The 26869-nt window shown below is 58.0% G+C and carries 20 protein-coding genes; 12 read left to right on the plus strand and 8 right to left on the minus strand.

Annotated elements, in window-relative coordinates; genetic code table 11:
* Positions 1–508 precede the first annotated feature (508 nt).
* The 12 genes from H2O77_RS06910 to H2O77_RS06965 all read left to right on the plus strand — a co-directional run bounded on the left by H2O77_RS06910 (position 509) and on the right by H2O77_RS06965 (position 15400).
* Positions 509–703, plus strand: coding sequence for a CsbD family protein (locus tag H2O77_RS06910; RefSeq protein ID WP_043334054.1), 195 nt, complete (start codon positions 509–511; stop codon positions 701–703).
* 675 nt (positions 704–1378) lie between these two features.
* Positions 1379–2410, plus strand: a complete 1032-nt coding sequence (locus H2O77_RS06915) for a LacI family DNA-binding transcriptional regulator (RefSeq protein WP_054555839.1) — start codon at positions 1379–1381, stop codon at positions 2408–2410.
* Positions 2411–2785: 375 nt separating this feature from the next.
* Positions 2786–3925 carry a Gfo/Idh/MocA family oxidoreductase gene (locus H2O77_RS06920; protein ID WP_225347887.1) on the plus strand — a complete coding sequence of 380 codons (1140 nt, stop codon included), beginning with the start codon at positions 2786–2788 and terminating at the stop codon, positions 3923–3925.
* Positions 3926–4063: 138 nt separating this feature from the next.
* Complete coding sequence (gene araD / locus H2O77_RS06925) at positions 4064–5791, plus strand: L-arabinonate dehydratase (RefSeq protein WP_215824244.1); 1728 nt, start codon at positions 4064–4066, stop codon at positions 5789–5791.
* Positions 5792–5911: 120 nt separating this feature from the next.
* Positions 5912–6868 (plus strand): SMP-30/gluconolactonase/LRE family protein, encoded by a 957-nt coding sequence (locus H2O77_RS06930; RefSeq protein WP_215824245.1) that lies wholly within the window; start codon positions 5912–5914, stop codon positions 6866–6868.
* A gap of 72 nt (positions 6869–6940) precedes the next feature.
* A complete protein-coding gene (locus H2O77_RS06935; protein ID WP_215824246.1) occupies positions 6941–7723 on the plus strand; it encodes an aldolase/citrate lyase family protein in 783 nt (260 codons plus the stop codon).
* A 62-nt stretch (positions 7724–7785) separates the two neighbouring features.
* Positions 7786–8550, plus strand: coding sequence for an SDR family oxidoreductase (locus H2O77_RS06940; protein WP_192837993.1), 765 nt, complete (start codon positions 7786–7788; stop codon positions 8548–8550).
* A 419-nt stretch (positions 8551–8969) separates the two neighbouring features.
* Positions 8970–10820: a 3D-(3,5/4)-trihydroxycyclohexane-1,2-dione acylhydrolase (decyclizing) gene (iolD, locus tag H2O77_RS06945; RefSeq protein WP_131431787.1), complete on the plus strand. Its 1851-nt coding sequence runs from the start codon at positions 8970–8972 to the stop codon at positions 10818–10820.
* A gap of 99 nt (positions 10821–10919) precedes the next feature.
* On the plus strand, positions 10920–12122 hold the full coding sequence (locus H2O77_RS06950) for a Gfo/Idh/MocA family oxidoreductase (protein WP_054555846.1): 1203 nt from the start codon (positions 10920–10922) through the stop codon (positions 12120–12122).
* A 143-nt stretch (positions 12123–12265) separates the two neighbouring features.
* Positions 12266–13174, plus strand: a complete 909-nt coding sequence (locus tag H2O77_RS06955; RefSeq protein WP_215824247.1) for a TIM barrel protein — start codon at positions 12266–12268, stop codon at positions 13172–13174.
* 164 nt (positions 13175–13338) lie between these two features.
* A complete protein-coding gene (locus H2O77_RS06960; protein WP_215824248.1) occupies positions 13339–14844 on the plus strand; it encodes a sugar porter family MFS transporter in 1506 nt (501 codons plus the stop codon).
* Positions 14845–15004: 160 nt separating this feature from the next.
* Positions 15005–15400, plus strand: a complete 396-nt coding sequence (locus tag H2O77_RS06965) for a VOC family protein (RefSeq protein ID WP_215824249.1) — start codon at positions 15005–15007, stop codon at positions 15398–15400.
* A 152-nt stretch (positions 15401–15552) separates the two neighbouring features.
* Here the strand turns inward: H2O77_RS06965 and H2O77_RS06970 are convergent, their stop codons facing one another.
* The 8 genes from H2O77_RS06970 to H2O77_RS07005 form a co-directional block, all read right to left on the minus strand.
* A complete protein-coding gene (locus tag H2O77_RS06970) occupies positions 15553–17022 on the minus strand; it encodes a sugar porter family MFS transporter (protein WP_192837997.1) in 1470 nt (489 codons plus the stop codon).
* Between the two features lie 191 nt (positions 17023–17213).
* Complete coding sequence (locus tag H2O77_RS06975; RefSeq protein WP_215824250.1) at positions 17214–18044, minus strand: sugar phosphate isomerase/epimerase family protein; 831 nt, start codon at positions 18042–18044, stop codon at positions 17214–17216.
* A gap of 80 nt (positions 18045–18124) precedes the next feature.
* A complete protein-coding gene (locus tag H2O77_RS06980; protein ID WP_215824251.1) occupies positions 18125–19630 on the minus strand; it encodes a CoA-acylating methylmalonate-semialdehyde dehydrogenase in 1506 nt (501 codons plus the stop codon).
* A 198-nt stretch (positions 19631–19828) separates the two neighbouring features.
* The gene (iolE, locus tag H2O77_RS06985; RefSeq protein WP_215824252.1) at positions 19829–20734 is read right to left on the minus strand and encodes a myo-inosose-2 dehydratase; all 906 of its coding nucleotides are present in this window, start codon (positions 20732–20734) and stop codon (positions 19829–19831) included.
* 111 nt (positions 20735–20845) lie between these two features.
* Entirely contained in the window at positions 20846–22723 is a 1878-nt protein-coding gene (gene iolD / locus H2O77_RS06990) for a 3D-(3,5/4)-trihydroxycyclohexane-1,2-dione acylhydrolase (decyclizing) (protein ID WP_215824253.1), read from the minus strand.
* Positions 22720–24711: a 5-dehydro-2-deoxygluconokinase gene (iolC, locus tag H2O77_RS06995; RefSeq protein ID WP_215824254.1), complete on the minus strand. Its 1992-nt coding sequence runs from the start codon at positions 24709–24711 to the stop codon at positions 22720–22722. The genes iolD (H2O77_RS06990) and iolC overlap by 4 nt, the downstream gene beginning before the upstream one ends.
* A 117-nt stretch (positions 24712–24828) precedes the next feature.
* Positions 24829–25611: an ATP-binding cassette domain-containing protein gene (locus H2O77_RS07000; RefSeq protein WP_192838264.1), complete on the minus strand. Its 783-nt coding sequence runs from the start codon at positions 25609–25611 to the stop codon at positions 24829–24831.
* A 110-nt stretch (positions 25612–25721) separates the two neighbouring features.
* Positions 25722–26840: an ABC transporter permease gene (locus H2O77_RS07005; RefSeq protein WP_192838003.1), complete on the minus strand. Its 1119-nt coding sequence runs from the start codon at positions 26838–26840 to the stop codon at positions 25722–25724.
* Between the last annotated feature and the right edge of the window lie 29 nt (positions 26841–26869).

The raw sequence follows: 26869 nt of genomic DNA on the forward strand, positions 1-26869 counted from the left end.
TCGTAATGCTGGGAGGAGCTGCTTAGGAAGTCGGCATGAATTTTCAGTATCGTTGTCTCTTGATTGTGCAGCTTGATACCCATGATGCCTTTTCTGTATGAATTGCTTGATGGGCTTACGAGAGGCTAATAAAGGATAGATTCGTTGTAAGAATCGATCATCCGGCACCTTATAGTGAGTTATTGATGGGGTATGCTGAATATTTTGCTCTATACATTTAATGACAGTTGTCACATTGGTTGTTGAAGACTGGGAAATGGCGGTATGCCACGGAAAGATGAAGGGAACTTTTTGTCGATGATGCTGTATTGACTCGGCTGGCTCGCGCTATATTTTATGTAAAGTCAGTGGTCGCACCACCAATGAGGTGAAGCGGTAGGGCTGTTGTTGAGCCCTAATATCTGTGCTAGCTTATATTCGTGGCCTGCCATGAGACTCAATCACAGCATGTGACTGGTCATTGGTAGATTTTTATTTATCGCATTATCTGTTTAATCAGGAGACTGCCATGAATAGTGATATCGCCGAAGGTAAGTGGAAGCAACTCAAAGGTAAGGTCCGCGAAGGTTGGGGAGAGCTTACAGATGAAGATGTCGACGAAATTGCGGGTCGCAAGGAGCACTTTGTCGGGAAGGTTCAAGAGCGTTATGGCATGAACAAAGAAGACGCTGAAAAGGAATGGAATAAATTGTCTGATTCGTGAAGTTTTTTTAATATATATTCCATGTTACCGATGCTTGCGCTTTGCAGGCATCGGTTTTTTGTGTCTGAGCTCCAGCAATCAGAGCAGCACGCATGGTATACAGGGGTTTAGAACATTCTCTCGAGAATACTTGGGATGGCTATTCGATAGCCGAGGCGCTGTCGGGAATGGTCATTCCGTTTGTCGACACACCTTGCGTAGCTCAGTATTACTGACATTCTTGGAGACTGCCCCTTGGAGAAGTACTGGCGTGTCAAGCCATTGATATTCTCCTTGGTCCCTCGCCGGGTGGGGCTATAGAGGGCATAGCAATACATTTACTGTCAAAGCCCTTTGCGACATCTTCGTGATTGGCGACCTCCGAGTCGTATCCAGGGTCATCGTCTGGGGGGACCGCGAAGAGGCTCCAACAACCGATGCATCGGCTGTTGCGTCAGTTCTACTGTGGTCCTGAGCCGTCGTGCTGCCAGAGATAGTCGCCAGGGTCGTGTTATCGAAAGGCAGCTATTGACTCCCTGGTGGCACACGTCAAAGCCAACGTGATATGGCTGTATTCTTCATCATGCGCCTGCTGCATGCTTGCGTGATCCGCGGTATGGTCGGCCAATGATTATCCAATGTGGGGTGGAATGCCTTGATGAGATGTTGAGCATTGAGCCCCGTTAGGGAGTGAGCATGAAGAAGTCCGAGGACATATCCTCATCCAAGCGTGTCACCATCACTGAAGTTGCCAAGGAGGCCAACGTCTCGATTGCGGCGGTCTCTCGGGCAATGAATCCTGAAGGCAGCAGCTCCCCCGAGATGCGTAGCCGGATCCTGGCGGTAGCCGAGCGAATGGGGTACAAGCCGAATCGTCTGGCACGAGGCATCAAGTCGCAATCCAGCCTGATCGGGATTCTCGTGACCAATTTCGAGAACCCTGTCTACCTGGCGATTCTCAGCGAATTTTCTGCTGCGATTCAGCGGCATAACTGCCACACCTTGTTGATCAACGTGAATACCGAGAAAAGCATCTCGGAGGCTGTCTCGTTGGTGATGGAATATCATGTCGATGCCTTGATCGTCACTTCTGCATCGGTGCCGCCGGAGTTGGTCGAGGCCTGTGCGAAGCAGAATACGCCTGTGGCCATATTCGGGCGTGATGGAGAAGACTCCGGCGCCTGTGTGGTGACCTGTGACGATGTCGAGATGGGGCGCATGGCAGCAGATCATCTCATTGATCTCGGTTATCGTCGGCTGGCCTATGTGGGGGCGTCGACCAAGGAGCAGGCCACGCTGGATAGAAAGCGTGGCTTCATCGAGCGGCTGGAGCAGCGCGGGCTGACCTTGCATGGCGTGGGGGAAGGGCATCGCCACAGCTACGATGCGGGTTATGAAGCTACCTGTGAGTTGTTCGCAGAGGCGGAGGTCATTCCTGATAGCATCTTCTATTTTGACGATATCATGGCATGTGGCGGCATGGACGCCATACGTCATGAGTTCTCGCACCGCATACCACAGGATATCGGTATCGTCGGGGTGGATGACATTCGCTTTGCCTCAAGCAAATCCTATGATCTGACGACGATCTGCCAGCCATTCACGGAAATGGTCAACAAGACGGTGTCGTTGTTGTTCGCGCGCATCAAGCAAGGTGGCATGGCGCCCAGTCGGGTCATCATGCCGTGTCAGATCACGCAACGCGGGTCGACTCGTCACGTCAACTGACACGCGCACTGCAGAACGCTTGATAGTTTTCTCGTGAAATCTTCTCTGGTGGCGGAGCAGCACTCTCTTGGTAGTCCGCCTGGAATACTGGCGATTCGTTGGCACATCGGTGGATTTTCGTTCTTTCTCGTCCCTTGGTCTAAATGGCTTTGAAAACATTTTCAAAGCCGGTTTGGCTGCGCTAGGCTGCTTGATATGCAGCGTACCAAAGCCAAGGAAAAGCCCCTGTGGTACGCGATAGAACAATAACGCCATCCACGCCTGAAGCCGAGACGCCCAATGACTCAGCAGACACCGCCCTCATTCGATCACCGTTCAAGCTCACAGCAGACAGCGGAACACCAGTCGAGCACTTTGGCCCCCAAAGTGCTGCGCATGGGGATGATCGGGGGAGGCGTTCAGTCTTTCATCGGTCAGGTCCATCGTGCGGCGGCGCAGATGGATGGACGGTATCGTGTCGTCGCCGGTGCGCTGTCATCGAATCCCGAGCGTGCTCGCCAGCAGGCGGAACAACTCAACATCGCACGTGGTTATGGCGATGGTGAATCACTGCTACGCGAGGAAGCTGCCCGCGAAGATGGTGCTGAGGTGATCGCCATTCTCACGCCCAACGATAGTCACTTCGTCCTGGCCAAGCTGGCTCTGGAGCTGGGCTTTCATGTCGTCTGTGAAAAGCCGCTGGTCAATGATCCGGCTCAGGCTCGCGAGCTTGAAGCGATTGCCGAGCGGGCAGGGCTGCGCTTCTGCATGGCCTATGGCTATACCGGTTATCCCATGGTGCGTCAGGCACGCGCCATGATCGAGAATGGCGAGCTCGGTGAAATCCGTCAGCTGCAGTGTGACTACGTTCAGGGGCACCTGGCCTGCCTGACGGATGCGGAAAAGGCAGGCCACGACTGGCATATGGACCCCGCCATCGCGGGGGAGTCGATGATACTCAATGATATCGCGACCCACGCCTTTCATATGCTCGAGTATGTTTCCGGGCTTGAGACCAGTGAATTGAGTGCCGATGTCACGGCCAGCGTGGCCGGACGCGAAGCGCACGATAATGCCAACGTAATGTTGCGCTATGGCAATGGTGCCCGCGGCCTGATGTGGATTACCCAGGCGGCTGCCGGCGCCGAGCATGGCCTGAGCTTCCGGATCTTCGGCAGTCTCGGGGGGCTCGAATGGCATCAGGAAACCCCCAATCAGCTCCTGTTCCGCCGTCTTGATGGCGCTCCTGTGCTGCTCTCCAAAGGGGCAGCGGGACTTCATGAAGCCTCCACGCGCATCTCTCGTGTGGCCTTTGGACACCCCGAAGGTTATCGCGAAGCCTTTTCTTCCCTGTATAGCGACCTCCATGAGGACATCACTGCCTGCCAGCAGGGGACTGAGCCGCACCCATTGGCCTGCTGGTATCCCGACCTGCGCAGTGGTGTGCGTGGTGTCGAGTTCGCCGCCACCGCGCTCGACTCCAGTCGACGAAATGGCGATTGGGTGTCTCTCCCATCACGGCGGACAGTCAATTGACGCGCTGATTCGGCTGTGGAATTGAGATAGCCAATGCCACTTCATTCAGGAATGACGCAATGACGGGCCGCCCTCGAGGCAGCCGGTGCGGATTCTGCTACGCCATTGTTCGGTCAATTACGTTGTAAGGAGTACGGGATGAACAGGAAAGGGGTCGACGATCTGCGCAGTAATCGCTGGTTCAAGCAGGATGATCTGCGCTCTTTCGGGCATCGCTCTCGCGTCAAGCAGATGGGTTACTGGGGAGAGGAGTTCGTCGGCAAGCCGGTGATCGCCATCATCAATACCTGGAACGACCTCAATACCTGCCATTCTCACTTTCCTGAGCGGGTCAAGGATATCAAGCGTGGTATCACGGCAGCGGGGGGCTTTGCTGTCGAACTGCCTGCCATGTCATTGGGTGAGCAATTGATGAAACCCAGCGCCATGATGTATCGCAACATGCTGGCCATGGAAGTCGAGGAATTGCTGCGCAGCTACCCCGTGGATGGCGCCGTGGTCATGGGCGGGTGTGACAAGACCACGCCGGGCGTGCTCATGGGCGCGATCTCCATGAATCTGCCGACCATCTATGTCCCCGCTGGTGCCATGCTGCGCGGCAATTACCGTGGTCAGGTGTTGGGGAGCGGTACGGATGTCTGGAAGTACTGGGATGAGCGACGTATCGGCAACGTCAGTCAGAGTGACTGGAACGAGATCGAGAATGGGATTGCCCGCTCTCCGGGCACTTGCATGACCATGGGCACGGCGGCAACGCTGATGTCGATCGGTGAATCGCTGGGCATGAGCCTGCCGGGGGCCTCAAGCATCCCCGCGGTGGACGCCAATCACAACCGTATGTGCTACGCCAGCGGCAAGCGAGCGGTGGAAATGGTCTGGGAAGATCTCAAGCCGACCGATGTCATGAGCGAGGCCTCCTTTGATAACGCGATTGCTGTCGACATGGCGATCGGTGGTTCGACCAACGCCATCATCCACATCGTGGCCATGGCACGTCGTCTCGGAATCACGCTGCCGATGGAGCGCTTCAACGAGATATCGCGTCGTGTGCCGCTGGTGCTGAACCTCAAGCCTTCCGGCGAATATCTGATGGAAGACTTCTTCTATGCCGGAGGGCTTCCGGCGCTGATGACGAACATCGGCAGTGAGCTGAAGCTCTCCGCGATGACCGTGACCGGCCGCACCCTGGGCGACAACATCGAAGGCGCCAAGGTCTGGCGCCCGGAAGTCATTCTCCCGCTGGACACGCCGGTCAATGCCTCGGGCGGGACTGCCGTACTGACCGGCAGCCTGGCGCCGAAGGGGGCCATCATCAAGCCGACCGCGGCGGACCCTCGTCTGCATGTTCATCAAGGGCCTGCCTATGTGTTCGAGAATATCGCCGACCTCAAGGCGCGTATCGATGATGAAGACCTCCCGGTCACGGCTGACAGCATCATCGTGCTCAAGAATGGCGGACCGGTGGGCGGCCCCGGCATGCCGGAGTGGGGCATGATGCCGATTCCGGCCAAGCTGCTGAAACAGGGCGTGCGCGACATGCTGCGTATCTCCGACTCGCGCATGAGTGGCACCAGCTACGGGAGCTGCATTCTGCATGTGGCGCCGGAAGCCGCCGTCGGCGGCCCGTTGGCCATCGTCAAGACCGGCGACATCATCGCCGTGGATGTCCCCAATCGGCGGCTGGACCTGATGGTCGATGATGAGGAGATCCAACGTCGACTGGCAGATTGGCAGCCACCCAAGGACCGGCACCCTCATGGCTATGCCTCTCTCTACAAATCGCATGTCACCCAGGCGGATGAAGGCTGTGACTTCGACTTTGCCAATGGTGCCCCTGGCAGTACTCCTGAGCCCGATATCTATTGAGCGCCGCTGCCTGAAGCAGGGAGATAAGGTCGAGGGTATCGGGGGCAGAGAGATAGAAGGTGTAAGCCCGCAGGGGTATCCACGCATGTGCCGTAGCCATCGTCGACGGGAGTCCAGGAAATGGCGGAAATCGAACTGTTGATAGAGAGCCGGGCGGAATTGGGTGAATCCCCGGTCTGGGATGCCAGTCGCAACAGCCTGTTATGGGCGGACCTTTATGCCCCGGCGATCGAGCGCTACTGCCTGAGTGATGGCAAGCGAGAGCGTCGCGTGCTGCCAGAGACCTTGGGTGCCTTCGGGCGCTGTGCCGATGGGCGTTTGATCGTTGCCATGCGTTCGGGTATCCATCTGCTCGATTTCGAGTCGGGTGCACTGGAGTTCCTGGCCTGCCCACCCGGTGAGCCGTTGGCTGGCACGCGCTTCAATGACGGCAAGGTCGCACCGAATGGACAGTTCGTGATCGGCACCATGGATGAAGCGAGCCGCTCCCGGCCGTTGGGGCATTTCTACTCGGTCACGCCTGCGGGCGAGACACATCGTCTGCAGTCAGGCCTCATTGTCGCCAATGGACTGGCCTGGAGTGCTGATGGACGGCGCATGCATTTTGCGGATACGCGGCGCGACACGATCCATGTCGCGGACTACTGCCCGGAAAATGGTGTCATGGGAACGCCGCGAGTGTTTGCCGAGACCCAGCCTGCACTGCACGGTCGCCCCGACGGTGGGGCGATGGATATGGCGGGAGGCTACTGGAGTGCAGGTGTCTTTGGCGGAGTCCTCAATTATTGGGATGCCCAGGGACGTCTGGCGCGCCAGGTCCGCCTGCCATGTCCCGGCCCGACCATGCCGTGCTTTGGCGGGGCCGATATGACAACGCTTTACGTGACCACCTTGCGCAAGGGCATGAGCCCTGAGGCACTGGCCGCAGCCCCCTTGTCTGGCAGTGTCTTCGCGCTGGAGGTCGAGGTGCCGGGTGTCCCCATCGCCACCTTTGCCTCTCGCTCTCCAGCATCACCCGACGTGCTGAATGGAGAACGCTCACCCTCCCTGGACACGACCCGTGAACCTCACGCGTGACTGACCTTGTGGCTGCTCTTGTGCCCCGTCCCTTGTGACCTCCACCGTTGATGAATTCCAGAGGGAGACCCCATGCGCCTCAATCGCCTCAAGCAACGCATTGCCCAAAAAGAGGGCGTCGTGAATGGCTGGCTCTCCATGCCGTGTGCCTTCTCGGCAGAGATCATGGCCCATCAGGGCTGGGACAGCCTGACCATCGACATGCAGCACGGGGTGATCGATTACAGCGATCTGCTGCCGATGCTGACGGCCATCTCCACCACTGACACCGTCCCGCTTGTCCGGGTGCCAAGTCTGGAGCCGGGGTTGATCATGAAGGTGCTGGATGCGGGGGCCTATGGCGTGATCGCGCCTTTGATCAATACGGCCGATGACGCCAGGGCACTGGTGGCCGCCTGTCGTTATCCCCCGCTGGGGATGCGCAGCTTCGGCCCTCATCGCGCCATGCTGTATGGCGGAGCGGATTATGCGAAGCATGCCAATGACGAGATGCTGGTGCTGGGCATGATCGAGACCAGCGAAGGCGTGGCGAACCTGGAAGGGATTCTGGCCGTCGAGGGGCTGGATGGCATCTATATCGGCCCTGCGGATCTGGCGTTGTCACACGGGCACACACCTGGGTTCGATCACGGTGATGGCCCCATGGATATCTTGATCGACGAGATTGTCGCACGGGCTCGGCAGCACGGCAGCGTCATCGGCATTCACAACGGCAGTGCCGCGCATGCGCGACGGATGTTGGCGCGTGGCTGTGATCTGGTCACGGTCGGAGCCGATACACGTCTGTTGATGGCAGGGGCACAGGCAGTACTGAAGGACATGGAGCGCAGCGCGAATCATTGTGAAGGCTATTGAATGCACCTGGCCGTGGCAGTCGTTCGCCTGAGCCAGCGATACGCTATCAGAGGAGAGGCAAAATGAATCAGTTCGCACGTTATCCCAGCCTGGAAGGCCGGCATGTCTTCATCAGTGGCGGCGCCAGCGGCATCGGCGCGACCTTGGTAGAGCATTTCTGTGAGCAGCAGGCGCGAGTGAGTTTCATCGATATCGATGATGCCTCAGGCGAGGCCCTGGCGGCGCGTCTGACCGATCAGGGAGGAGAGGTGCATTACCGACATTGCGATGTGACTGACATCCAGCAGCTGCGCACGGTCATCGAGGCTGCAGCAGATGAGTGGGGGCCGATAGGGGCCCTGGTCAACAATGCCGCGCGTGATACCCGGGTACCGCTCACGGAGCTGGATGTCGAGACATGGGATGACCTTCAAGCCACCAATCTTCGCCATGTGGTGTTTGCCTGTCAGGCAGTCTTTGCCGGGATGCAGGCGGCGGGCGGCGGGTCGATCATCAATTTCAGCTCGCCCAGCTTCCTGCGTCGCTCGCGGGACATCTCGGCCTATTCGAGCGCGAAGGCGGCCACCATCGGTCTGACGCGCACCTTGTCGCGTGACATGGGAGATGCGGGGATTCGCGTCAATACCGTGCTGCCGGGGTGGATCATTACCGAGCGTCAGAAGGCGCTGTGGTGGAATCCCGAGCTGGAGAAGCAGGTATTGGAAAATCAGAGCCTGCACCAGCGGGTACAGCCCGAGGATGTGGCTCGGATGGTGTTGTTCCTGGCAGCGGATGACAGTCGCATGATGACGGCCCAGACCTATATCGTGGATGGTGGCCTCGTCTAGCCATGCTGAAGTGGTCATGGCGTTTTCGCAGAGCGTTTTGGGAGGCTGCGTTTTGCATGCATCACTCCCCATGAAGCGCTTTTCGTGCCAGCGCCACTGGCAACGAGATGGCGGCTTTCGCCGGAGTGGTATCGAGTGCTCCTTGGGATGATCAATAGGATAAGGGTGATCGAAGCGACAGTTTTATAGGCTGCTTCAATCATGCCAAGACATCCTTATTGAACTTTGATCCAAGGAAAGCACTTTTTTTGAAAATGAAGGTGAAAACGTTTTCAAGCGCTGCTAGTGTCTTTTCAAACGGCGAAGAATTCAGCGCTGACCATCATTTTCCTACGTCATCATCACTGAGCTTCAGGTGCGGATTTTCCGACCTGAATGCACACAATAAAACAACGCCATATGCTCGTCGGGAGAGAGGAATGAAAACGATAAAATTGACCGTCTCCGAAGCCATCGCCAGATACCTGGCGGCGCAGAAGATTGAACTTGATGGCAGTGTCGAGACCTTGTTCGGTTGCGGGTTCGCCATCTTTGGCCACGGTAACGTGACCTGTCTGGGGCAGCAGCTGCACAACATCCAGGACACGATCCCGATCTGGCGCGGCCAGAATGAGCAGTCCATGGCGGTTGCCGCCGTTGCCTACGCCAAGGCCAACAAGCGCCAGCGCATCGGGATCGCCAGCACCTCCATCGGGCCGGGTGCCACCAACATGATCACGGCTGCGGGTATTGCGCACACCAACCGCCTTCCGTTGCTGATGTTCGCCGGCGATGCCCATGTCTCACGCCTGCCAGACCCGGTGCTGCAGCAGGTCGAGCATGCCCATCAACCAGGCCTGAGCGTCAATGATGCCTTCAAGCCCGTCACTCGCTATTGGGATCGCATCACTCATCCCGCACAGATCATGCAGTCCTTGCCGACAGCGATCGCGACGCTGACGGATCCCGCCAATTGCGGGCCGGTCATGATTTCATTGCCACAGGATATTCAGGGCGTTGCCTATGACTATCCAGAGGCGCTCTTCGAAGAATGCATCCATCATATTCGTCGTCCGGAAGCCGATACGCGTGCTGTACAGGATGCCATTTCCCTGCTGGAAAAGGCGGAGAAGCCGCTGATCATCGCTGGCGGTGGCGTTCATTATTCCGAAGCCAATCAGTTGCTGGCCGACTTTGCACAACGTCGTAATATTCCGGTGGTCGAGACGATTGCGGGCCGTTCTTCGCTGCTGCAATCCCACCCCTGCAATATCGGCCCGATTGGTGTGACTGGCTCGAATTCCGCCAATGCCATGGCGGCACAATGTGATGTGCTGGTGGCCATTGGCACACGCCTGCAGGACTTCACCACCGGATCCTGGTCGGTGTTTCGTAATCCAGCGCTGAAGATCGTGTCAGTCAACGTGGCGCATATGGATGCCATCAAGCATCGCGCCATGGCGGTCATCGGCGATGCTCGCCACACGCTGGAGCGTCTTGATTCCGGGTTGGGTGAATGGCAAGCCGATCAGCGCTGGCTGGAAAAGGGCCAGGCTGAGGTCGCCGAGTGGAAATCCCTGTGCGCCAACCGTGGCGAGATCACGCCCGGCGAGATGGCGTCCTACGCCCAGGTCATTGCCAGCGTCAATGCGGTGCAGGAACCCGGCGATACCGTGCTGACTGCCGCCGGTGGCTTGCCGGCAGAGCTCAACATGAACTGGCAGAGCAAGCAGCTCGGCAAGTTCGATATCGAGTTCGGCTTCTCCTGCATGGGATATGAAGTGGCGGGCGGCTGGGGCGCCAAGATCGCCAATCCCGACAACGAGGTCGTGGTCCTGGTCGGCGATGGCTCCTACATGATGATGAATTCCGACATCTACAGCTCGGTGCTGACGGGCCACAAGATGATCGTGCTGGTGTGTGACAACGCCGGGTTTGCGGTCATCAACAAGCTGCAGAACAACAGTGGCAATCCGTCCTTCAACAACATGCTGGCCGATTGTCGCAGCCAGGCCGATGAGCTGGTACGCGTCGACTTCCTCAAGCATGCCCAGTCGCAAGGTGCCTATGGTGAGCACCTGAGTGACATCAGTGATTTCCGGGCCGCCTACCAGCGCGCCAAGGAGAGCCCGCGGACCTACGTCATCGTGGTGGATATCGATTCCAGCAAGTGGTCTTCCTGTGACTGCTGGTGGGATGTGGGGCTACCCGAAGTCGTCCGCGAGGACGTGGATGAAGCGCAGGTCACCGCCATGAATGCCGGCCGTGTCCATCAGCGTCGCGGGCTCTGATTCTGCGTGAGGCCTGGCGCACACCGCAACGGGCCTCATGAACACGCTTGGAATGACAACGCCAATTACCAGCACCCATGCATTTGCAGGAGAACCCTGATGTTCAATGAAGAACACAATATCGCACCGCTGCGCTGGGCCATGGTCGGTGGTGGCCGTGGCAGTGAAATCGGCCACGCCCATCGTGCTGCTGCCCATCGTGACAACTTGTTCCAGCTGGTCGCCGGTGCCTTCGATCTCGACGCTGAACGCGGGCGTGAATTCGGCACCAACCTGGGACTCGATCCAGAGCGTTGCTACCCGGATTACGCCAGCCTGTTCGAGGCCGAAGCTGCTCGCGAGGACGGCATTCAGGCGGTCAGCATCGCCACGCCCAACAGCACCCACCATGCCATCAGCCTGGCAGCGCTCAAGGCCGGTCTGCATGTGATCTGCGAAAAGCCGGTGACCTTCACGGTTGCCGAGGCCGAGGAGCTCAAGGCCGAAGCACAGGCGCGCGGTCTGGTCTTCGGTGTCATGTATGGCTATAGCGGCTATCAGATGCTGCACCAGGCCCGTGCCATGGTGCAGTCGGGTGAGCTGGGGCAGATCCGCATGGTCAACATGCAATTCGCTCATGGCTTCCATAGCCAGCCGGTCGAACAGGTCAGCAGCGGCGCCAAGTGGCGTACCAGTCCTGCCGTTTCCGGGCCGACTTATGTGCTGGGGGATCTCGGGACGCACATCTTCTATGCCGGCCAGTTCATCACCGGACTCAAGGTCGAACGCCTGATGTGCCACCGCCAGAGTTTCGTGGCCTCGCGTGCGCCGCTGGAAGACAACGCCCAGGTGTTGCTCCAGTACCAGAACGGCGCGGTGGGGTCGCTTTGGGCCAGCGCCGTGAACGCGGGTTCCATGCACCAGCAGAAGATTCGCGTGGTGGGAGAGAAGGCCAGTATCGAGTGGTGGGATGAGTATCCCAACCAGTTGCGTCTGGAAGTGCAGGGCGAGCCGGCCCGCATTCTCGAGCGTGGCATGGGCTATCTCGCCGAAGGCGACAGCGCCGTGAACAGCAATCGCATCGGCGGCGGCCACGCGGAAGGCTTCTTCGAATCCTGGGCCAATGTCTATCACCGCTATGCACTCGCCATGCAGGGCGCCGAAGCGCGCCGTGATGGCAGAAGTACCCAGCATCTCGGTCTGTCAGAGCAGGAGTTGGAGTCGCTCTGGTTCCCCAATATCGACGCCGGTATCGAAGGTGTGCGGTTGCTGGAGTGCTGTGTGGAATCGTCTGACAACGAGAATCGCTGGGTCGCGTTCTGACCTGACTGCCGGCATCTGGAGCGCCTCACTCTGACGCTATCACCGCCATGGATTGGCGGTTGCTGTGAGGTCGCTTCGCCAATGCGCTACTGACGATGGTTATTTCAAAAGACAACGACAACGCCAAAGAGAAGGACATCCTCATGCAAATCAAGCTTTCCAACGCGCCGTGTTCCTGGGGTATCGAGTTTGCCGACAATCCCGCCAACCCCAGCTGGCAGACCGTACTGGATGAGATCGCCGGCGCCGGCTTCAAGGCGACGGAGCTGGGTCCGCTCAACTATCTGCCGACCGAGCAGGCAGCACTGGCGTCCGCGTTGGACAGCCGAGGGCTCGAGCTGATCGCCGGTACCATCTTCAAGCATCTACATGACGCGTCACGTCGTCAGGAAATCCTGGATTACACCCGCGCGACCTGTGAAGTGCTCAAGCCGCAGCAGGGCAACTATATGGTCATCATCGATCACGTCAGCTCGCCGCGCACCGATGAGGCTGGCCAGCAGGAAACCGCGACACGTCTCAATGATGAGCAATGGAACGAGATGATGGTCACTATCCGCCAAGTGGCTGAAATCTGTCAGGAATATGACGTGATGCCGGTGCTTCACCCGCATGCCGGCACCTATATCGAGTATCGTGATGAAGTCGATCGCGCCATGAAAGAGCTGGACTCTGACCTGGTCAAGCTGTGCATCGACACTGGCCATTGCACCTATGCCGGGATCGACCCCGCCGAGCTGATTCGCACCTACGGCGAGCGCGTCGCCTATATCCACTTCAAGGATATTCAGGCGCCGGTGCTGGAAAACGTGGTTAAGGATGGCATCGACTTCTATACCGCCATCGGCCAGGGCGTGTTCTGCCCGCTGGGCCAGGGCTGTGTCGACTTTGATGCGGTTCGCGAGAGTCTGGAATCCATCGGCTATCAAGGCTGGATCACCGTCGAGCAGGACGTGGACCCGACCAAGGACAACAGCGCGCTGGAAAATGCCCGCGAAAGTCGTGAATTCATTGAACGCAGCATTCTTGAAAAGGGCCTGGCGGAAGCCTGATCCGCATGAAGCCCTGTCGTCATCGCGCCAGAAGACGGCAGGGCACGGAAGATACCGCAATGACTTGTCTCGATAGCGTGGTGCGTCAGATGCCACGAGCACTCGAGCCACACCTGCCTCAGCAGTTCTCGTAATACTATAACAATCGATCACGAGAGGTCGTCATGCCCACTTCGCACCCCGGTAGCGATACCGCTACCCCCTCAGCATCCACCGATTCCTCCTCACCCGACAATCAAGAAAAGCTGACGCCAGCGCAGCTTGTCTTCCTGATCAAGATCATTCTAGTGGCCGCCCTGGGTGGCCTGCTGTTCGGTTATGACACCGGCGTCATCTCCGGGGCCATCGGGCCCATCGCGCAGTATTTTGATCTGTCCGCCGCCGAGAAGGGCTGGGCAGTCTCATCTGTGGTCATCGGCTGTATCGGTGGCGCACTCATCGCCGGACGGCTGTCCATTGCCTATGGGCGCAAGGCCGTCTTCATGCTGTCAGCGTTGATGTTCACGGCGTCAGCATTGGGCTCCGGTCTGGCGAGCACCTTTGATGCCTACATCTGGTGGCGCATTCTCGGCGGGATTGCCGTCGGCATGGCCAGTGTCATGGCACCAATGTATATCTCCGAGATGTCACCCGGGTATATGCGAGGGCGCACCGTCAGTCTGTTCCAGCAATCCGTGGTCTTTGGTCAGATGGTGGTGTTCTTCGTGAACTACTTCATTGCCAAGGGCATGGCGGAAACCTGGATCCTGAATCACGGCTGGCGCTGGATGCTGGGGTCTGAAGCGATCATTTCCATTCTGTTTGCAGTGCTGATTCCTTTCGTGCCCGAATCTCCACGTTGGTTGGTGCTGAAAGGGCGCCTGGACGATGCCCGCCGAGTCCTGGCGCGCTTCTATCATGGCGATGCCATTGAACGCACGCTGGGCGAGATCCAGAAATCCTTCCAGCACAATGAGAGCAAGCGTCACGCGTCGCTGCGTACCAAGGGGATGCTGGGGCTGGTGGCCATCGGGATCTTCATCGCTGCTGCTCAGCAACTGACCGGCATCAATGTGGTGATGTACTACGCACCGGATGTGTTGTCCGCTGTCACTTCCAGCAATGAAGATGCCCTGTTCCAGACCTCCATCATGGGGGTGACCTTCGTCGCCGGTAACCTGCTGGGCATGCTGCTGATCGACAAGGTCGGGCGTCGTCCGTTGTTGATTGCGGGGAGCCTTGGCAGCATTGTCGGCATGACCTTCCTGGGTGTCGTGATCGGCAATGGCGAACCGGGCATCAGTGCCTTGATCGCCCTGATCGTCTATGTCGTCTCGTTTGCCATCTCCTGGGGGTGTGTCTGCTGGACACTGGTCTCCGAGATATTCCCCAATGCCATTCGCGCACGAGCCATGTCACTGGCCGTGGCGGCGCAGTGGCTGCTGGGCTTCATCGTCACTCAGACCTTCCCGATGATGCGCCAGAGCGACTTCCTCAATGAACTGGTCGGTGGTGGATTCAGCTTCTGGCTCTACGCTGTCCTGACCTTCCTCAGCTTGATGATCGTGCTGCGCTACGTGCCGGAAACCAAGGGCAAGACATTGGAAGAGCTCGAGAACATCACCGGCACTCGCTTGAGCAAGCGTCGCCGCCGTCTTGCTCGTCAGGGCTTGCCGCTGACCGCTGAGTAAGCCAGGAGCGCTCTGGACTGTTCATCAAGCCGTCGTTATCCACTCCCGCTGGCAATCTTCACGTGCTGGCGGGAGCATGTCTTGCACCGGGCACTATCGTTCTGCCCTGATACCGATGGCATGATCAAAGGACATCAAGCCACAGCCAGAGGACACATGGATGAAGCATAACGTCGCACGGTATGGCCTGATATTGAATACAGAGCGGTTCGATGAGTGTGTCGCGTTCTACCAGGGCCTTTTTGAACTGCCGCTTCTGTTCAATAAGGAGGATGGCAGTTTCAGGCTGACCTGCCTGTCTTATGGGGCGGGCTATCTGATGATCGAGCAGGGTGGAAAAGCCATTGAAGGCGGCAAGACACCAGAACAAGGTAGCGCCAAGCTACGCTTCAATGTCAGGGATATCGATCAGGCATTGGCAGATGTCAAAGCCTGGGGAATCGACGCCGAAATTGAAGAGACACCATGGGGCAGGACCATACATCTGCATGACCCGGATGCTAATCGAGTAGGGATTCGAGATGAGGCCGGATTCGAGTGGCAGGTGTCGAGTTGAGTATCTCCCCAACTTCGGGGTGTTATCTGGTAGAGCGAGGGGGCTCGTTTTCCTGATGCTAAACACCTGCCCCTTGCGAGCCATCGCAAAATGATGGCAGGCAAGGGGCAGGTGTTACGACAAGTCAGTCTTACGATGGCGAGGGTAGAGTATCAACTGCTGGCATTGGCGCTTGCAAGCTCCCGGCGACGCTTACTTAGACGTGTACCAGTAATATCTTCCAATTCTTCCAGCGTCTTGCCTTTGGTCTCGGGCACATAGCGCATCACGATCAGCATGCTGAGCAAAATCAAGACGGCATATAGCCAGAAACTGAAGCCAGTGCCGAAGGCCGAGTTGAGGAACTCACTCTGACGTAGCATGGGGAAGGATTGGGTGACCACAAACCCCATGAACCATTGAGCCGCCAGAGCGATGGCCATTGCACGGCCGCGGATGGCATTGGGGAAGATTTCTGACAGTAGCGTCCAGCATACGCAGCCCCAAGAGACAGCAAAGGAAACGACATAGACAATAAGCGCCAGTAGTGCGCCGTAGCCAATGGCATCGCGCGAAATGATCAGCCCTAGTGCGCACATACCGATCATGCTGCCAATGCTTCCCGCTATCAGCAGCGGACGGCGGCCGACCTTATCGATGAGTAGCATGCCCAGCAAATTCCCGCCCACGAAGGTCACACCCATGATGGAGGTTTGTAACAGCGCATCTTCACTGCTTGAAGTTACGGTGGAGAGGACTTCCGGCGCGTAATACATCACGACGTTGATTCCTGTCAGCTGCTGGGCGCAGGCCAAGAATGAGCCCAGCACCACTAAACCAAGCAGGCCACGCTCTTTGAGGCTGATGCGATTCTCCAGGGTGGCGTCACGATAGGAAGAGACGATTTCTTTCAGCGTGCTCTCGACACGAGAGGCAGGGGTAAATTTGGCCAACACTCCGCGTGCTTGCTCGTGTCGTCCACGGAGGACCAACCAGCGAGGTGATTCGGGAATGAACATCAACAGAATGGCAAACAACAGGGCGGGCAAGGCTTCTGATCCCAGCATCCAGCGCCAGCCATGCTCAATGATCCAGGCCTCTGCCATGCCCTTGGCAATGAAGTAATTCACGAAGAAAACGACCATCTGACCAAAGACGATCGATTGCTGGAAAAGGCTGACAGTGCGGCCTCGCAGGTGGCCTGGTGACATTTCTGATATGTACATCGGGGCGACGACACTTGCCAGGCCGACGGCCATACCACCGATGACTCGCCAGATACTGTAAACGGTGAAGTCCGTAGCTGTCGCTGAGCCAATGGCAGACAGGAAAAAGAGGATGGCAGCAATCAGGAAGGCCATACGCCTTCCGAATCGAATAGAGACCCAGCCTGCACAGATGGCGCCGCCGATACAGCCGATAACCACTGACGATACGGCCCAACCTTTCTCTGCTGGTGCTAATTGGAAGTAATCCGTGATGGGACCGATAGCACCTGAGATGACGCCGGTGTCATACCCGAATAGCAGTCCCCCTAGGGTTGCAATCAGCGTGATACGAATCAGATAGCCCAGTTGTCCTTTGGTCAGCCCCTGATGTTCGGAGCCGGTCTTGTGATGTGTCGATCCTGACGTGACTGGCATGCATGTCCTCCAGCGTCATGCTTGTGCAAGACGCGGTTGGCCAGGGTTCCGGCGGGTTGGCGTGGCCGGTCCTGATATTGTTCTGTTCTGAGGATGGACGTCTTGACGTTCTTGGCCCATGCGGGCCTATCCATCCTGACAAGACCGGAGCCAGCCATAAGGCTGACTCCGATATAGTGGGCACTATGAAGTTAGATTGCGGTAGCGGGGGCGAATTGCTCGCGGAGCGCTGTAACGCTCAGTGACAACTGATGTTCAAGCTTGGTGAGGTAGTCGCCCTCTTTGACAGGAGTGAAGGGGTCAGGGCCCATAGCTGGCGCCTCGATGATAATCGGCCCTGGATAACCCATTTTAGCCAGTTGTTCGAATTGTGGCTGCAGGGCGCTGTGGCCTTGGCCAATTCCGCCTCGATTGGAATCTGCGACGTGGTAAAGGCCGAGCTGCTGGCCGGTCTGCGCCAGTGCCTTCACAGGGTCGGCTTCCTCGATGTTCATGTGATAAGCGTCCAGCAACACTTTCAGCTGATCGCTGCCGACATCCTTGATCAGTTGGCGGCATTGCTCCCCAGTATTGATCAGGTGAGATTCGTAGCGGTTGAGCACTTCGAAAACCAAAGGTACCTGCCGCTCTGCAGCATAGGCACAGATTGGCCTGAGGAATTCAACGAGATAGCCGTATTCAGTGGCATGATCGCTACCTGCGGAGGGGCGGATGCGTCCCACCAACCCATGGAGTGATACTCGAGCACCGCCAATTGCATGCGCAAAATCAATAAGATCTCGGTAATACTTATCAGCGGCTTCCCGATCTGATGCATCCGGAGATGCCGGATCACAGTCACCCGGCGTCAGGGAAAAGACTTGCAGGTTGTGCTTCTGGCACAAGCCCAGTACATACTCGGGAGTAAAGCTTTCCAAGTCTCCGTGCAGCTCGACACCGTCAAACCCCAAGCGCGAGACGCGCTCAAAGGTATTTTCCAGAGAGATCGGGCCGAAAGTCCAAGTGCAGACACCTAGTTTCATGAATGACTCCATTGATCGCTATTGTTGTTGAAGGAAGTGAGTGCCCCCTGCCAGGATTAGATGTATGGCAGGGGGAGACATCAAAGTGTTGGCATCGTGAAGTGGCTTGTCTGCTCGCTTCTGAGTCCATCCGGCCAGCGAGTCGTTACGGCCTTCATGCGGGTATAGAAACGCACACCATCCGGGCCGTGCATGTGAAGCGGACCAAAGAGTGAGCGCTTCCAGCCGCCAAAGCTATGGAATGCCATCGGCACAGGGATGGGGACGTTTACGCCGACCATGCCGACCTGAATACGGGTGGTGTATTGGCGGGCAGCATCACCGTCGCGAGTGAAGATGGCCGTGCCATTGCCATACTCGTGGGCATTGATGAGGGAAATCGCCTCGTCGAGTGATTCCTGGCGAACCAGACACAAAACCGGCCCGAAAATTTCTTCGGCATAGATGCGCATATCTGGGCGCACATGATCAAAGAGGGTAGCGCCCACGAAATAGCCGTTCTCGTGCCCGGGAACCTTGATGTCACGGCCATCCACGACCAGCTCCGCACCTTGCTCGACACCGCTGTCGATGAACTCGATGACCTTGTCGGCATGCACGCGCGAGATCAGCGGTCCCATGTCATTTTCTTGCCCCTCGACTTCGCCGGGGCCAACTCGCAGGGTGGCCATCCGCTCGAGGATCTTGTCACGCAGTCGCTGAGCGGTTTGCTCACCGATCGGTACTGCTACGGAGATCGCCATGCAGCGCTCACCAGCACTGCCATACGCCGCTCCCATCAGAGCGTCTGCGGCCTGATCCAGATCGGCATCCGGCATCACGACCATATGATTCTTCGCCCCCCCCAGGGCCTGAACACGCTTGCCATGTGCAGAAGCTGTGGAATAGATGTATTCGGCGATCGGGGTGGAACCGACAAAGGAAACGGCCTCGACGCGCTCATCGGTCAGCAGGACATCGACGGCTTCCTTGTCCCCATTGACGACGTTGAATACGCCCGGCGGCAGTCCGGCTTCTGTCAGCAGTTCTGCCATGCGCAGCGGAGCAGAGGGATCTTTCTCCGAAGGCTTCATGATGAAGGTATTGCCGGTTGCCAGGGCAATGGGGAACATCCACATCGGTACCATGGCCGGGAAGTTGAACGGGGCGATGCCTGCGCAGACACCTAGCGGTTGCATCAGAGAGTGGCTGTCTACGCCGGTACCGACGTTAAGAGAGTGTTCACCTTTTTGAAGGTGAGGCATGCCACAGGCGAATTCGACGACTTCCATGCCGCGAGTCACCTCACCGAGCGCATCCGAATGCACTTTGCCGTGCTCACGCGAAATCAGTGTGGCGAGTTCGTCGCTATGCTTTTCCAGCAGTGCCTTGAAGCGGAACAGGATGCGTGAGCGCTTGAGGGCTGAGGTGTTGGACCAGCCGGGGAAGGCGGCGCTGGCGGCAGCAATGGCGGAGCGGGTTTCCTCGGCACTGGCCAGTGACACACTCGCGGACTGCTCGCCCGTGGCCGGGTCGTAGACTGGTGCATTACGACCGCTGTCGCCGGGTTGCGTTTGACCATTGATGAAGTGATGTAACTGTTGCATGAACGTGTCCTCGTGGAGAGTGGTATTGGCGCTGACTCAAGCGAAGTGATCTGAGTCGTGCGGGCTGTCTATGCAGCCTAGTGGCCTAGAGCCGGCTCCCTCCGTGCGCAGAGGAATAAGAACCGTTCTATTTGTTGAGCGCGGTTGCCACATCATCCCGGCCCAAATATTTCGGATAACTTTGAAATGGCAGATGAATCAGGCGTTGATCAGCTCTGCCTCGCGTGCGAGATGAGCCAGATTGTCGTGACCGAGCGTTGCGTAGGTCAGCGGGTCGGCGACGGCAGGGTCTTGCTCGGCCTCTACAACCAGCCAGCGATCATCGTGCTGACCATATCCCAGACGCTTCAGCTCGGTGAAAAGCGCGGCAAAGTCAACACCGCCGTCTCCCGGCACGGTGAAAACGCCATCCAGTACGGCATCCAGGAAGGACTTGTCACGGTTGATCGCGTTGTCCATCAGTGCCATACGGATGTCCTTGCAGTGGACGTGGGTAATGCGTTTGCCATGCTTGCGTGCCACAGCGACGGGATCGCCACCGGCATAGGTCAGGTGACCGGCATCCAGCAACAGCTTCACGTGTTGTGTGGAGGCCATCAAACGGTCCACATCGGCTTCACTCTCGATGACGGTGCCCATGTGATGGTGATAAGCCATTTCCACGCCTTGAGACGCCATCTCTTTTGCGACAGCATCCAGGCCGGTTGTTAAACGCTCCCAATCGGCATCATTCATGACGGGGCGGCGTGAGACAGGAGTGTCTTGATCCCCATGTACACAGCGGCTGACTTCGCAATACACCATGACAGTAGCGCCACACGTCTTGAGCAGCTGAAGATGATCATTCAGGGCTTCCAGCTCTTCCTCGACGCTACGCTCCAGCAGGCGGCTTGAGTACCAGCCAGATACCAACGCCAGATCGTGAGCATTGAGTACCTGAGACAGGGCGTCGGGGGTGCGCGGGAATTTGTTTCCTAGCTCGAAACCAGCAAAACCTGCCTGGCGGCCTTCGCTGAGACATACCTCCAGCGGTGTGTCGGCACCGAGGCTCGGTAGATCATCATTGGTCCAGGTCAGCGGGTTGATGCCTAGGCGAATGCTCATGGCGGTATCCTTCTTCGAGATATTGAGTGTGCAAGGAGGCACCGTGGCCTCCGAGGGCATGGCGTAGACTCAGGGCCGGAGAGGCTGGCTGCACCCGACCCTGTGGATGTTTTAGTGAGCTTGTTGCTGTTTTTGCGTCACATAGCCCTGGTAGGCGTCACGGACCTCAGTACGTTCGCTGACCTCGGGAATGGCGACCTCCCACCAGTGCCCGCCTTCCTGGGTGGAGGGCAACGGATCAGTGTCTAGCGCGATGACGTAGGTTGTCTCTGAGGCCCGGGCACGCTCGAGGGCGGCTTCCAGTTCGCCAATCCCTGTGACCTGTTCGGCCTGACAGCCCAGCGCACGAGCGTGTGCCGCAAAATCCACCTTGGGAGCGCCTTCCGGAACGGTGCGACAGTCCTTGAGCAGATTGTTGAAACCGGCACCGCCAGTCGCGTGTTGTAGGCGATTGATGCAGCCGTAGCCTCGGTTATCGAGCACGACGACGGTCAATTTGTGGCCCAGCATCACTGAGGTGGCCAGCTCGGAGTTAAGCATCAGGTAACTACCGTCTCCCACTACGACGGTCACATCACGCGATGGGTGAGCCATCTTGACGCCCATCCCGCCGGCCAGTTCATAGCCCATGCATGAGAAGCCATATTCCACGTGATAACTGCCGGGGACAGTGGCTGCCCATAGCTTGTGAAGCTCACCTGGTAAGCCGCCGGCGGCACAGACCACGGTGGTGTCTTCTGTCGCTTGACGATTTACGGCACCGAGTACCTGAGCATCGGTTGGCAGCGAGAGTGCCTGGTCAGCCATCACGCTTTCCCTGACCGCTTCCCATTCCTGCTTGAGCCCAGATTGGCGTTGCACCCAGCTATCTGGTGCAGCCCAGTCGGCTAGCCCCGTCGTTAAAGCTTCTATTCCGCGCAGTGCGTCGCACTGCAGCTGCTGTGCGCCATGCTTGACGGCATCGAAGCGACCGACATTGAGGCTGATGAGTGTTTGATCGGCGGCTTCAAAGAGCGTGCGAGAGCCGCTGGTAAAGTCTTGGAGTCGTGAACCGATGGCCAGAATGACATCTGCTTCACGTGCCAGCTGATTGGCGCTGGCCGCGCCCGTCACCCCAATCGCGCCCATATTGCGAGCGTGGCTCCAAGGCAGGGCACCTTTGCCTGCCTGTGTTTCGACCACGGGGATACCGTGCTGCTCGGCAAAGGTGGATAGAGCATCGCACGCCTCGCTGTAGTGCACGCCACCGCCTGCAATCAAAAGTGGGCGCTTGGCTGAGCGGAGCGTGTCTAACGCCATCACAAGCTCTTCCTGGGCGACAGGAGCACGGCGGATACGATGGAGCTGGCGGTCGAAGAAATCGGTAGGCCAGTCGTATGCTAGCGTCTGGACGTCCTGTGGCAGACACAGGGTGGCAGGGCCGCAGTCCACGGGATCCAACAGCGTCGCCAATGCTTGGGGAAGGCTGGTCAGCAACTGTTCCGGCCGTGTGATGCGATCAAAGAAGCGCGAAACAGGTCGGAAGCAATCATTGACGCTCAGGCCGGGGTCGTTGAAATGTTCGACCTGTTGAAGCACCGGATCTGGTGCGCGGCTGGCGAAGGTGTCACCGGGCAAGAACAGCACCGGTAATCGGTTGACATGGGCAAGCCCGGCAGAGGTCACCATGTTGGTGGCACCAGGTCCGATGGACGAGGTGCACGCCATGATTCGGCGACGGTTGTTCGCCTTGGCATAGGCGATGGCAGCATTGGCCATGCCTTGTTCGTTATGAGCACGATAGGTGGGGAACGCATCACTTGCAGCGTGCAAGGCCTCGCCAAGGCCTGCCACATTGCCGTGGCCGAAGATGGCAAAGCAGCCACCGAACAAGGGGACTTCCTGTCCGTTTTGCTCGATATATTGCGCACTCAGGTATCGCACCAATGCCTGAGCGACTGTCAGGCGCACGGTACCCGGCGCTGCCGCTGAGTGAGAAACAGAGCTCATTGCAGGACTCCTTCTGCGAGCGTGGTGGCAGGACTGGCATCCTCTGCGTTGCAATAGGCATCACGCAGTTTCTGCCAATGGGTAATCAATTCGAGATAGTTGTCAGCGGCCTGTCGGGTCAGGGTCGCGTCATCGATAGTGCCCGAAAGCCAAGCTTGGCTGGGGGCGGTGAATAATGTACGGCCGACGGTGAACCCTTTGCAGATCGGGAAACGTGCTGCCTGTTCGAATCCACGCTTTACGTCTTCGATGGGGGCATCCAGTCCCAGAAGTACGACACCGTGACACCAGCTATCGCGTGTACTGATGATTTGATTCACCTTTTCCCAGCCCTGGGCTGTAAGAGCCGGAAGTTTCCACCAATCGGGACGAATGCCGAGGTTGTAGAGACGCTCCAGACTGCGCGGAATGGTGGTCTCATCGCAGGTGGGGGCGTCTGCCTGACGTGGCGGAATCACTTCAATCAGCAGTTCATGTCCGGAAATGCAGCAAGCGTCATACAGCTGGCGCAAGCGGGCTTCCTGGTCAAGGCGCAGTGTGGCTTCGTCATCGGGGTGGTAGAACACCAGGCACTTCACGATGTGGTGGCGCGGCCAGCGTCTCAGCTGGCTACCGATGTCATCGCCATGCTGGAAGCGAAGTGGGCGTGAGCTGGGGAGCTCGACCGGGCGGCCGACCCACCATTCCAGTTCAGCGGTGTCATTGAGTGCATCCTGGCCCAAGACATCATCACAGAGGATCGCCGGCCGTGTGATGCCGGCCTGCTGTGCCGCTGTGCGGGTGGCTTGTACCAGTAACTGCTTCAAGCGAGGCAGGCGATCGGGGTTACCTTCGACATCGCGTGCCATGTCCAGGAATTGACGGCGATGGTCGAATGCCAGTCCCAGCACGCTGTCCCAGTGCGCTACACGACGGGTGGTGACGCGATGCAAGTGGGTTAGATGATCATCAAGATCCGGGCGAGGCACGGACTCGCGGCGGCTCAGATAATCGAACAGTTCCGCTTCTGTGGGCATGGCTGGTGCACACCCGTGACGGGACACCACCAAGGCGCCGCACGCGTTGGCGTAATGGCCGCAAGTTTCCCAACTTTCATCGCGCAGGTAGCCACGCAGGAAACCGCTCATGAAAGCATCGCCGGCACCGAGTACATTCATGACCTCGACCTTGACGCCCTCGACCAGAATGCCGTCTTCAAGTTGTTGCGGGATCTCTTCTTCGAAGATGACGCAGCCACGCGCCCCTATCTTGCACACGAGCACTGCCTCGCTATGACGGCGAACTTCACGCAGCGCTTCTAGCGTGTCGGTACTGTTGCCGGCAATGTGAAACTCTTCTTCCGTGCCGACGATCAGGTCAAAGTCGCCAAGCCAACGTGCCATGTGCTGGCTTACGCTTTCATCCGCGACGAACCGAGTCTCGCCATCGCCAATGCTGGTCAGCCCCCAGAGTACTGGCCGGTAGTCGATGTCCAAGACACGCTTTACACCAGCGTTTCGTGCAGCATCCAGTGCCTTGCGAGCAGCGCGCTGCGTACGCGGTGTAGAGAGATGAGTGCCGGTGATGGCTAAGGCACGTGCTCGGGAGATAAATGCCGGATCGACATCATCTTCATCAATGGCCATGTCAGCACAGTCGTTACGAACAAAGAGTAGGGGGAACTGGTCTTTGTCCTTGATGCCGAGGAGCACTAGGCCCGTCAGGCGTTCAGGATCGCGGATTAAGTGGCTGACATCACAACCGGCCGAGGTGAGCTCTTCGCGCAGAAATTCCCCCATCTGCTCGTTGCCAACTCGAGCTAGCATCGAGGATTTGAGTCCAAGGCGTGCCGTACCATACGCCATATTGCCGGAGCTCCCGCCCAGGTATTTCTTGAAGCTGGTGGCGTCCTCGAGACGCGCACCGATCTGTTCAGCGTAGAGGTCAACGGCGACGCGGCCGAGGCAAATGACATCCAGATCCGGTGAGTGAGGAGAGTGGCGCGTCATGGGCATATCCCTTAATGGGCCGGTGTTACCCGGCATTGACAATAATCGATGTAGATCGAGGTATCGGGGGGAGCCCCGTAGTGCTTATTGATGATCTACGTGTACGCCTGCTCGCGGTCAGGCAACAGAGGCGGAATCCGTCCGTTGGAACTCCGCCAACTCTGCATCCAGGCTGGCCATTTCCTCGCCACCGGCCATCATGTTGAGCACTTCCTCACGAGTGATGTCCTCTTTGCGCCAGCTTCCTAATGAGGTGCCGCGCTTGAGCAGAGTAAAGGCATCACCGATGGGGTAGGCGTGATGGACGTTATGCGTGATGAAGATGACGCCGAGCCCTCGGTTGCGCGCCTGAGCGATATAGCGCAGTACCTTCGATGCCTGCTTGACACCTAGTGCTGACGTTGGCTCATCCAGAATGAGCACCTTGGCACCGAAGTAGACAGCGCGTGCGATTGCGACACACTGGCGTTCGCCGCCTGACAGCGTGCCGACTGGTTGAGACGGGTCACGCACATCGATCCCGATCTTGGCCATCTCTTCACGTGCCACCCGATCTGCAAACTCCCAGTCCACATATTTGAAAGGACCGAACCCCTTGGTGGGCTCACGGCCCATGAAGAAATTACGGGTGATCGACATCAAGGGAATCATTGCGAGGTCCTGGAAGACCGTTGCGATGCCGGCATCGAGTGCCTGGCCGGGGGACGTGAAATTGGCAGGATTCCCCTCCAGCAGCAGTTCACCGTGAGTCGGGGCATGCACTCCTGATAACGTCTTGATGAGGGTCGACTTGCCGGCGCCGTTATCGCCGAGCAGGCACATGACCTCGCCTGCGTAGACTTTCAATGAAATATTGGAAAGGGCGACTACGTTGCCGAAGTGCTTGTCGACAGCCTGCATCTCGATAAGAGGAGTGCGGGTGTCAGCGGCTTTCGGAGTATCACCTCTGGCGCGATCGGCGGCGGTCGTAGTCTGTTCCGGCGTCTGTTGCAGGTTGGCGTTAGTAGTCATTACTTAGCCTCCAGAGCTTTCTTGCGCACGTAATTGTTGAACAGTACTGCGATCAGGAGCATGGCGCCGAGGAAGACCTTGAACCAGTCAGTGTTAACGCCGGTGTAGAAGATGCCCATCTGTACCGTGCCGAAGATAAGCGCACCGAATACGGCACCCACGGCAGAGCCATAGCCGCCTGTCAGCAGAGCTCCGCCGATCACGACGGCGATGATGGCTTCCAGTTCCTTGAGCAGACCGCGAGTCGTGTCGGCTGAACCGGTATCCATGACTTGCAGGCAGGCAAAGATGGTGGCGGCGACAGCGGTAAAGATGAACAGCAGGATCTTGACCTTCATTACAGGGACGCCGACGTTGCGTGCAGCATTCACATCACCGCCGCAGGCGAATATCCAGTTGCCGAAGCGGGTGTAAAGCAGCAGCCAGGTCGCGGCAGCGGCCAGTACAATCCACCAGACGATAGAGACCGGGACACCAGTGACACTTGGATTTCCCGCGAAGTTGGTGGCAATCCAGCCTTGGGCTGCCATCCAGCTGAAGAGGCCAGTAAATACCTCGCCGGAGAAAAACGGTGCCAACCAGTCATGATCGGCAATCTCTTGCAGACCGCTGACTTGGGTGCGTCCAGTCGTCAAGCGGGTCAGGCCGATGGCCAGGCCGCGCAGGATGAACAGAAAGCCCAGTGTGACGATGAAGGAGGGCAGACCTGTGCGCATCACCAGATAGCCGTTAATCCAGCCAATCAGGACGGCGCAAGCAAAGGCGAAAGTAATGGCCAGCCAGAGGGGCCAGCCGTATTGCACGGCAGGGATGGCAATCAAGATGCCGGCAAAGCCGATCATTGAGCCTAGGGAAAGGTCGAATTCACCACCGATCATCAGGAGCGATGCCGCGATGGCGAGGATGCCTAGCTGTGCAGAGACTTCCAGGAAGTTGAGAATGCCCGCCAGGCTGAACATGCCGGTCCCCGAAGCGGCGACAGAGAAGAAGGCAAATACCAGGATGGTGCCGGCAATGGCGCCAAATTCGGGACGTTTCAGTGCGGCCTTGAGAGGGTGGACGCGGCGAAGCCGTTCGTCATCAGCGGCCGGAACGGCACTGATAGTATGATCAGTCATGATGCTCTCTCCGGGCGTCCTCATAGGGG

This window comes from Cobetia sp. 4B (genome assembly GCF_018831605.1).
GTDB lineage: Bacteria > Pseudomonadota > Gammaproteobacteria > Pseudomonadales > Halomonadaceae > Cobetia > Cobetia amphilecti.

Excerpts from the sequence above, each read along its gene's own strand:
- H2O77_RS06910 (WP_043334054.1), top strand. The coding sequence starts at position 509 with ATGAATAGTGATATCGCCGAAGGTAAGTGGAAGCAACTCAAAGGTAAG.
- H2O77_RS06915 (WP_054555839.1), top strand. The coding sequence starts at position 1,379 with ATGAAGAAGTCCGAGGACATATCCTCATCCAAGCGTGTCACCATCACT.
- H2O77_RS06920 (WP_225347887.1), top strand. The coding sequence starts at position 2,786 with ATGGGGATGATCGGGGGAGGCGTTCAGTCTTTCATCGGTCAGGTCCAT.
- araD (WP_215824244.1), top strand. The coding sequence starts at position 4,064 with ATGAACAGGAAAGGGGTCGACGATCTGCGCAGTAATCGCTGGTTCAAG.
- H2O77_RS06930 (WP_215824245.1), top strand. The coding sequence starts at position 5,912 with ATGGCGGAAATCGAACTGTTGATAGAGAGCCGGGCGGAATTGGGTGAA.
- H2O77_RS06935 (WP_215824246.1), top strand. The coding sequence starts at position 6,941 with ATGCGCCTCAATCGCCTCAAGCAACGCATTGCCCAAAAAGAGGGCGTC.
- H2O77_RS06940 (WP_192837993.1), top strand. The coding sequence starts at position 7,786 with ATGAATCAGTTCGCACGTTATCCCAGCCTGGAAGGCCGGCATGTCTTC.
- iolD (WP_131431787.1), top strand. The coding sequence starts at position 8,970 with ATGAAAACGATAAAATTGACCGTCTCCGAAGCCATCGCCAGATACCTG.
- H2O77_RS06950 (WP_054555846.1), top strand. The coding sequence starts at position 10,920 with ATGTTCAATGAAGAACACAATATCGCACCGCTGCGCTGGGCCATGGTC.
- H2O77_RS06955 (WP_215824247.1), top strand. The coding sequence starts at position 12,266 with ATGCAAATCAAGCTTTCCAACGCGCCGTGTTCCTGGGGTATCGAGTTT.
- H2O77_RS06960 (WP_215824248.1), top strand. The coding sequence starts at position 13,339 with ATGCCCACTTCGCACCCCGGTAGCGATACCGCTACCCCCTCAGCATCC.
- H2O77_RS06965 (WP_215824249.1), top strand. The coding sequence starts at position 15,005 with ATGAAGCATAACGTCGCACGGTATGGCCTGATATTGAATACAGAGCGG.
- H2O77_RS06970 (WP_192837997.1), bottom strand. The coding sequence starts at position 17,022 with ATGCCAGTCACGTCAGGATCGACACATCACAAGACCGGCTCCGAACAT.
- H2O77_RS06975 (WP_215824250.1), bottom strand. The coding sequence starts at position 18,044 with ATGAAACTAGGTGTCTGCACTTGGACTTTCGGCCCGATCTCTCTGGAA.
- H2O77_RS06980 (WP_215824251.1), bottom strand. The coding sequence starts at position 19,630 with ATGCAACAGTTACATCACTTCATCAATGGTCAAACGCAACCCGGCGAC.
- iolE (WP_215824252.1), bottom strand. The coding sequence starts at position 20,734 with ATGAGCATTCGCCTAGGCATCAACCCGCTGACCTGGACCAATGATGAT.
- iolD (WP_215824253.1), bottom strand. The coding sequence starts at position 22,723 with ATGAGCTCTGTTTCTCACTCAGCGGCAGCGCCGGGTACCGTGCGCCTG.
- iolC (WP_215824254.1), bottom strand. The coding sequence starts at position 24,711 with ATGACGCGCCACTCTCCTCACTCACCGGATCTGGATGTCATTTGCCTC.
- H2O77_RS07000 (WP_192838264.1), bottom strand. The coding sequence starts at position 25,611 with ATGCAGGCTGTCGACAAGCACTTCGGCAACGTAGTCGCCCTTTCCAAT.
- H2O77_RS07005 (WP_192838003.1), bottom strand. The coding sequence starts at position 26,840 with ATGACTGATCATACTATCAGTGCCGTTCCGGCCGCTGATGACGAACGG.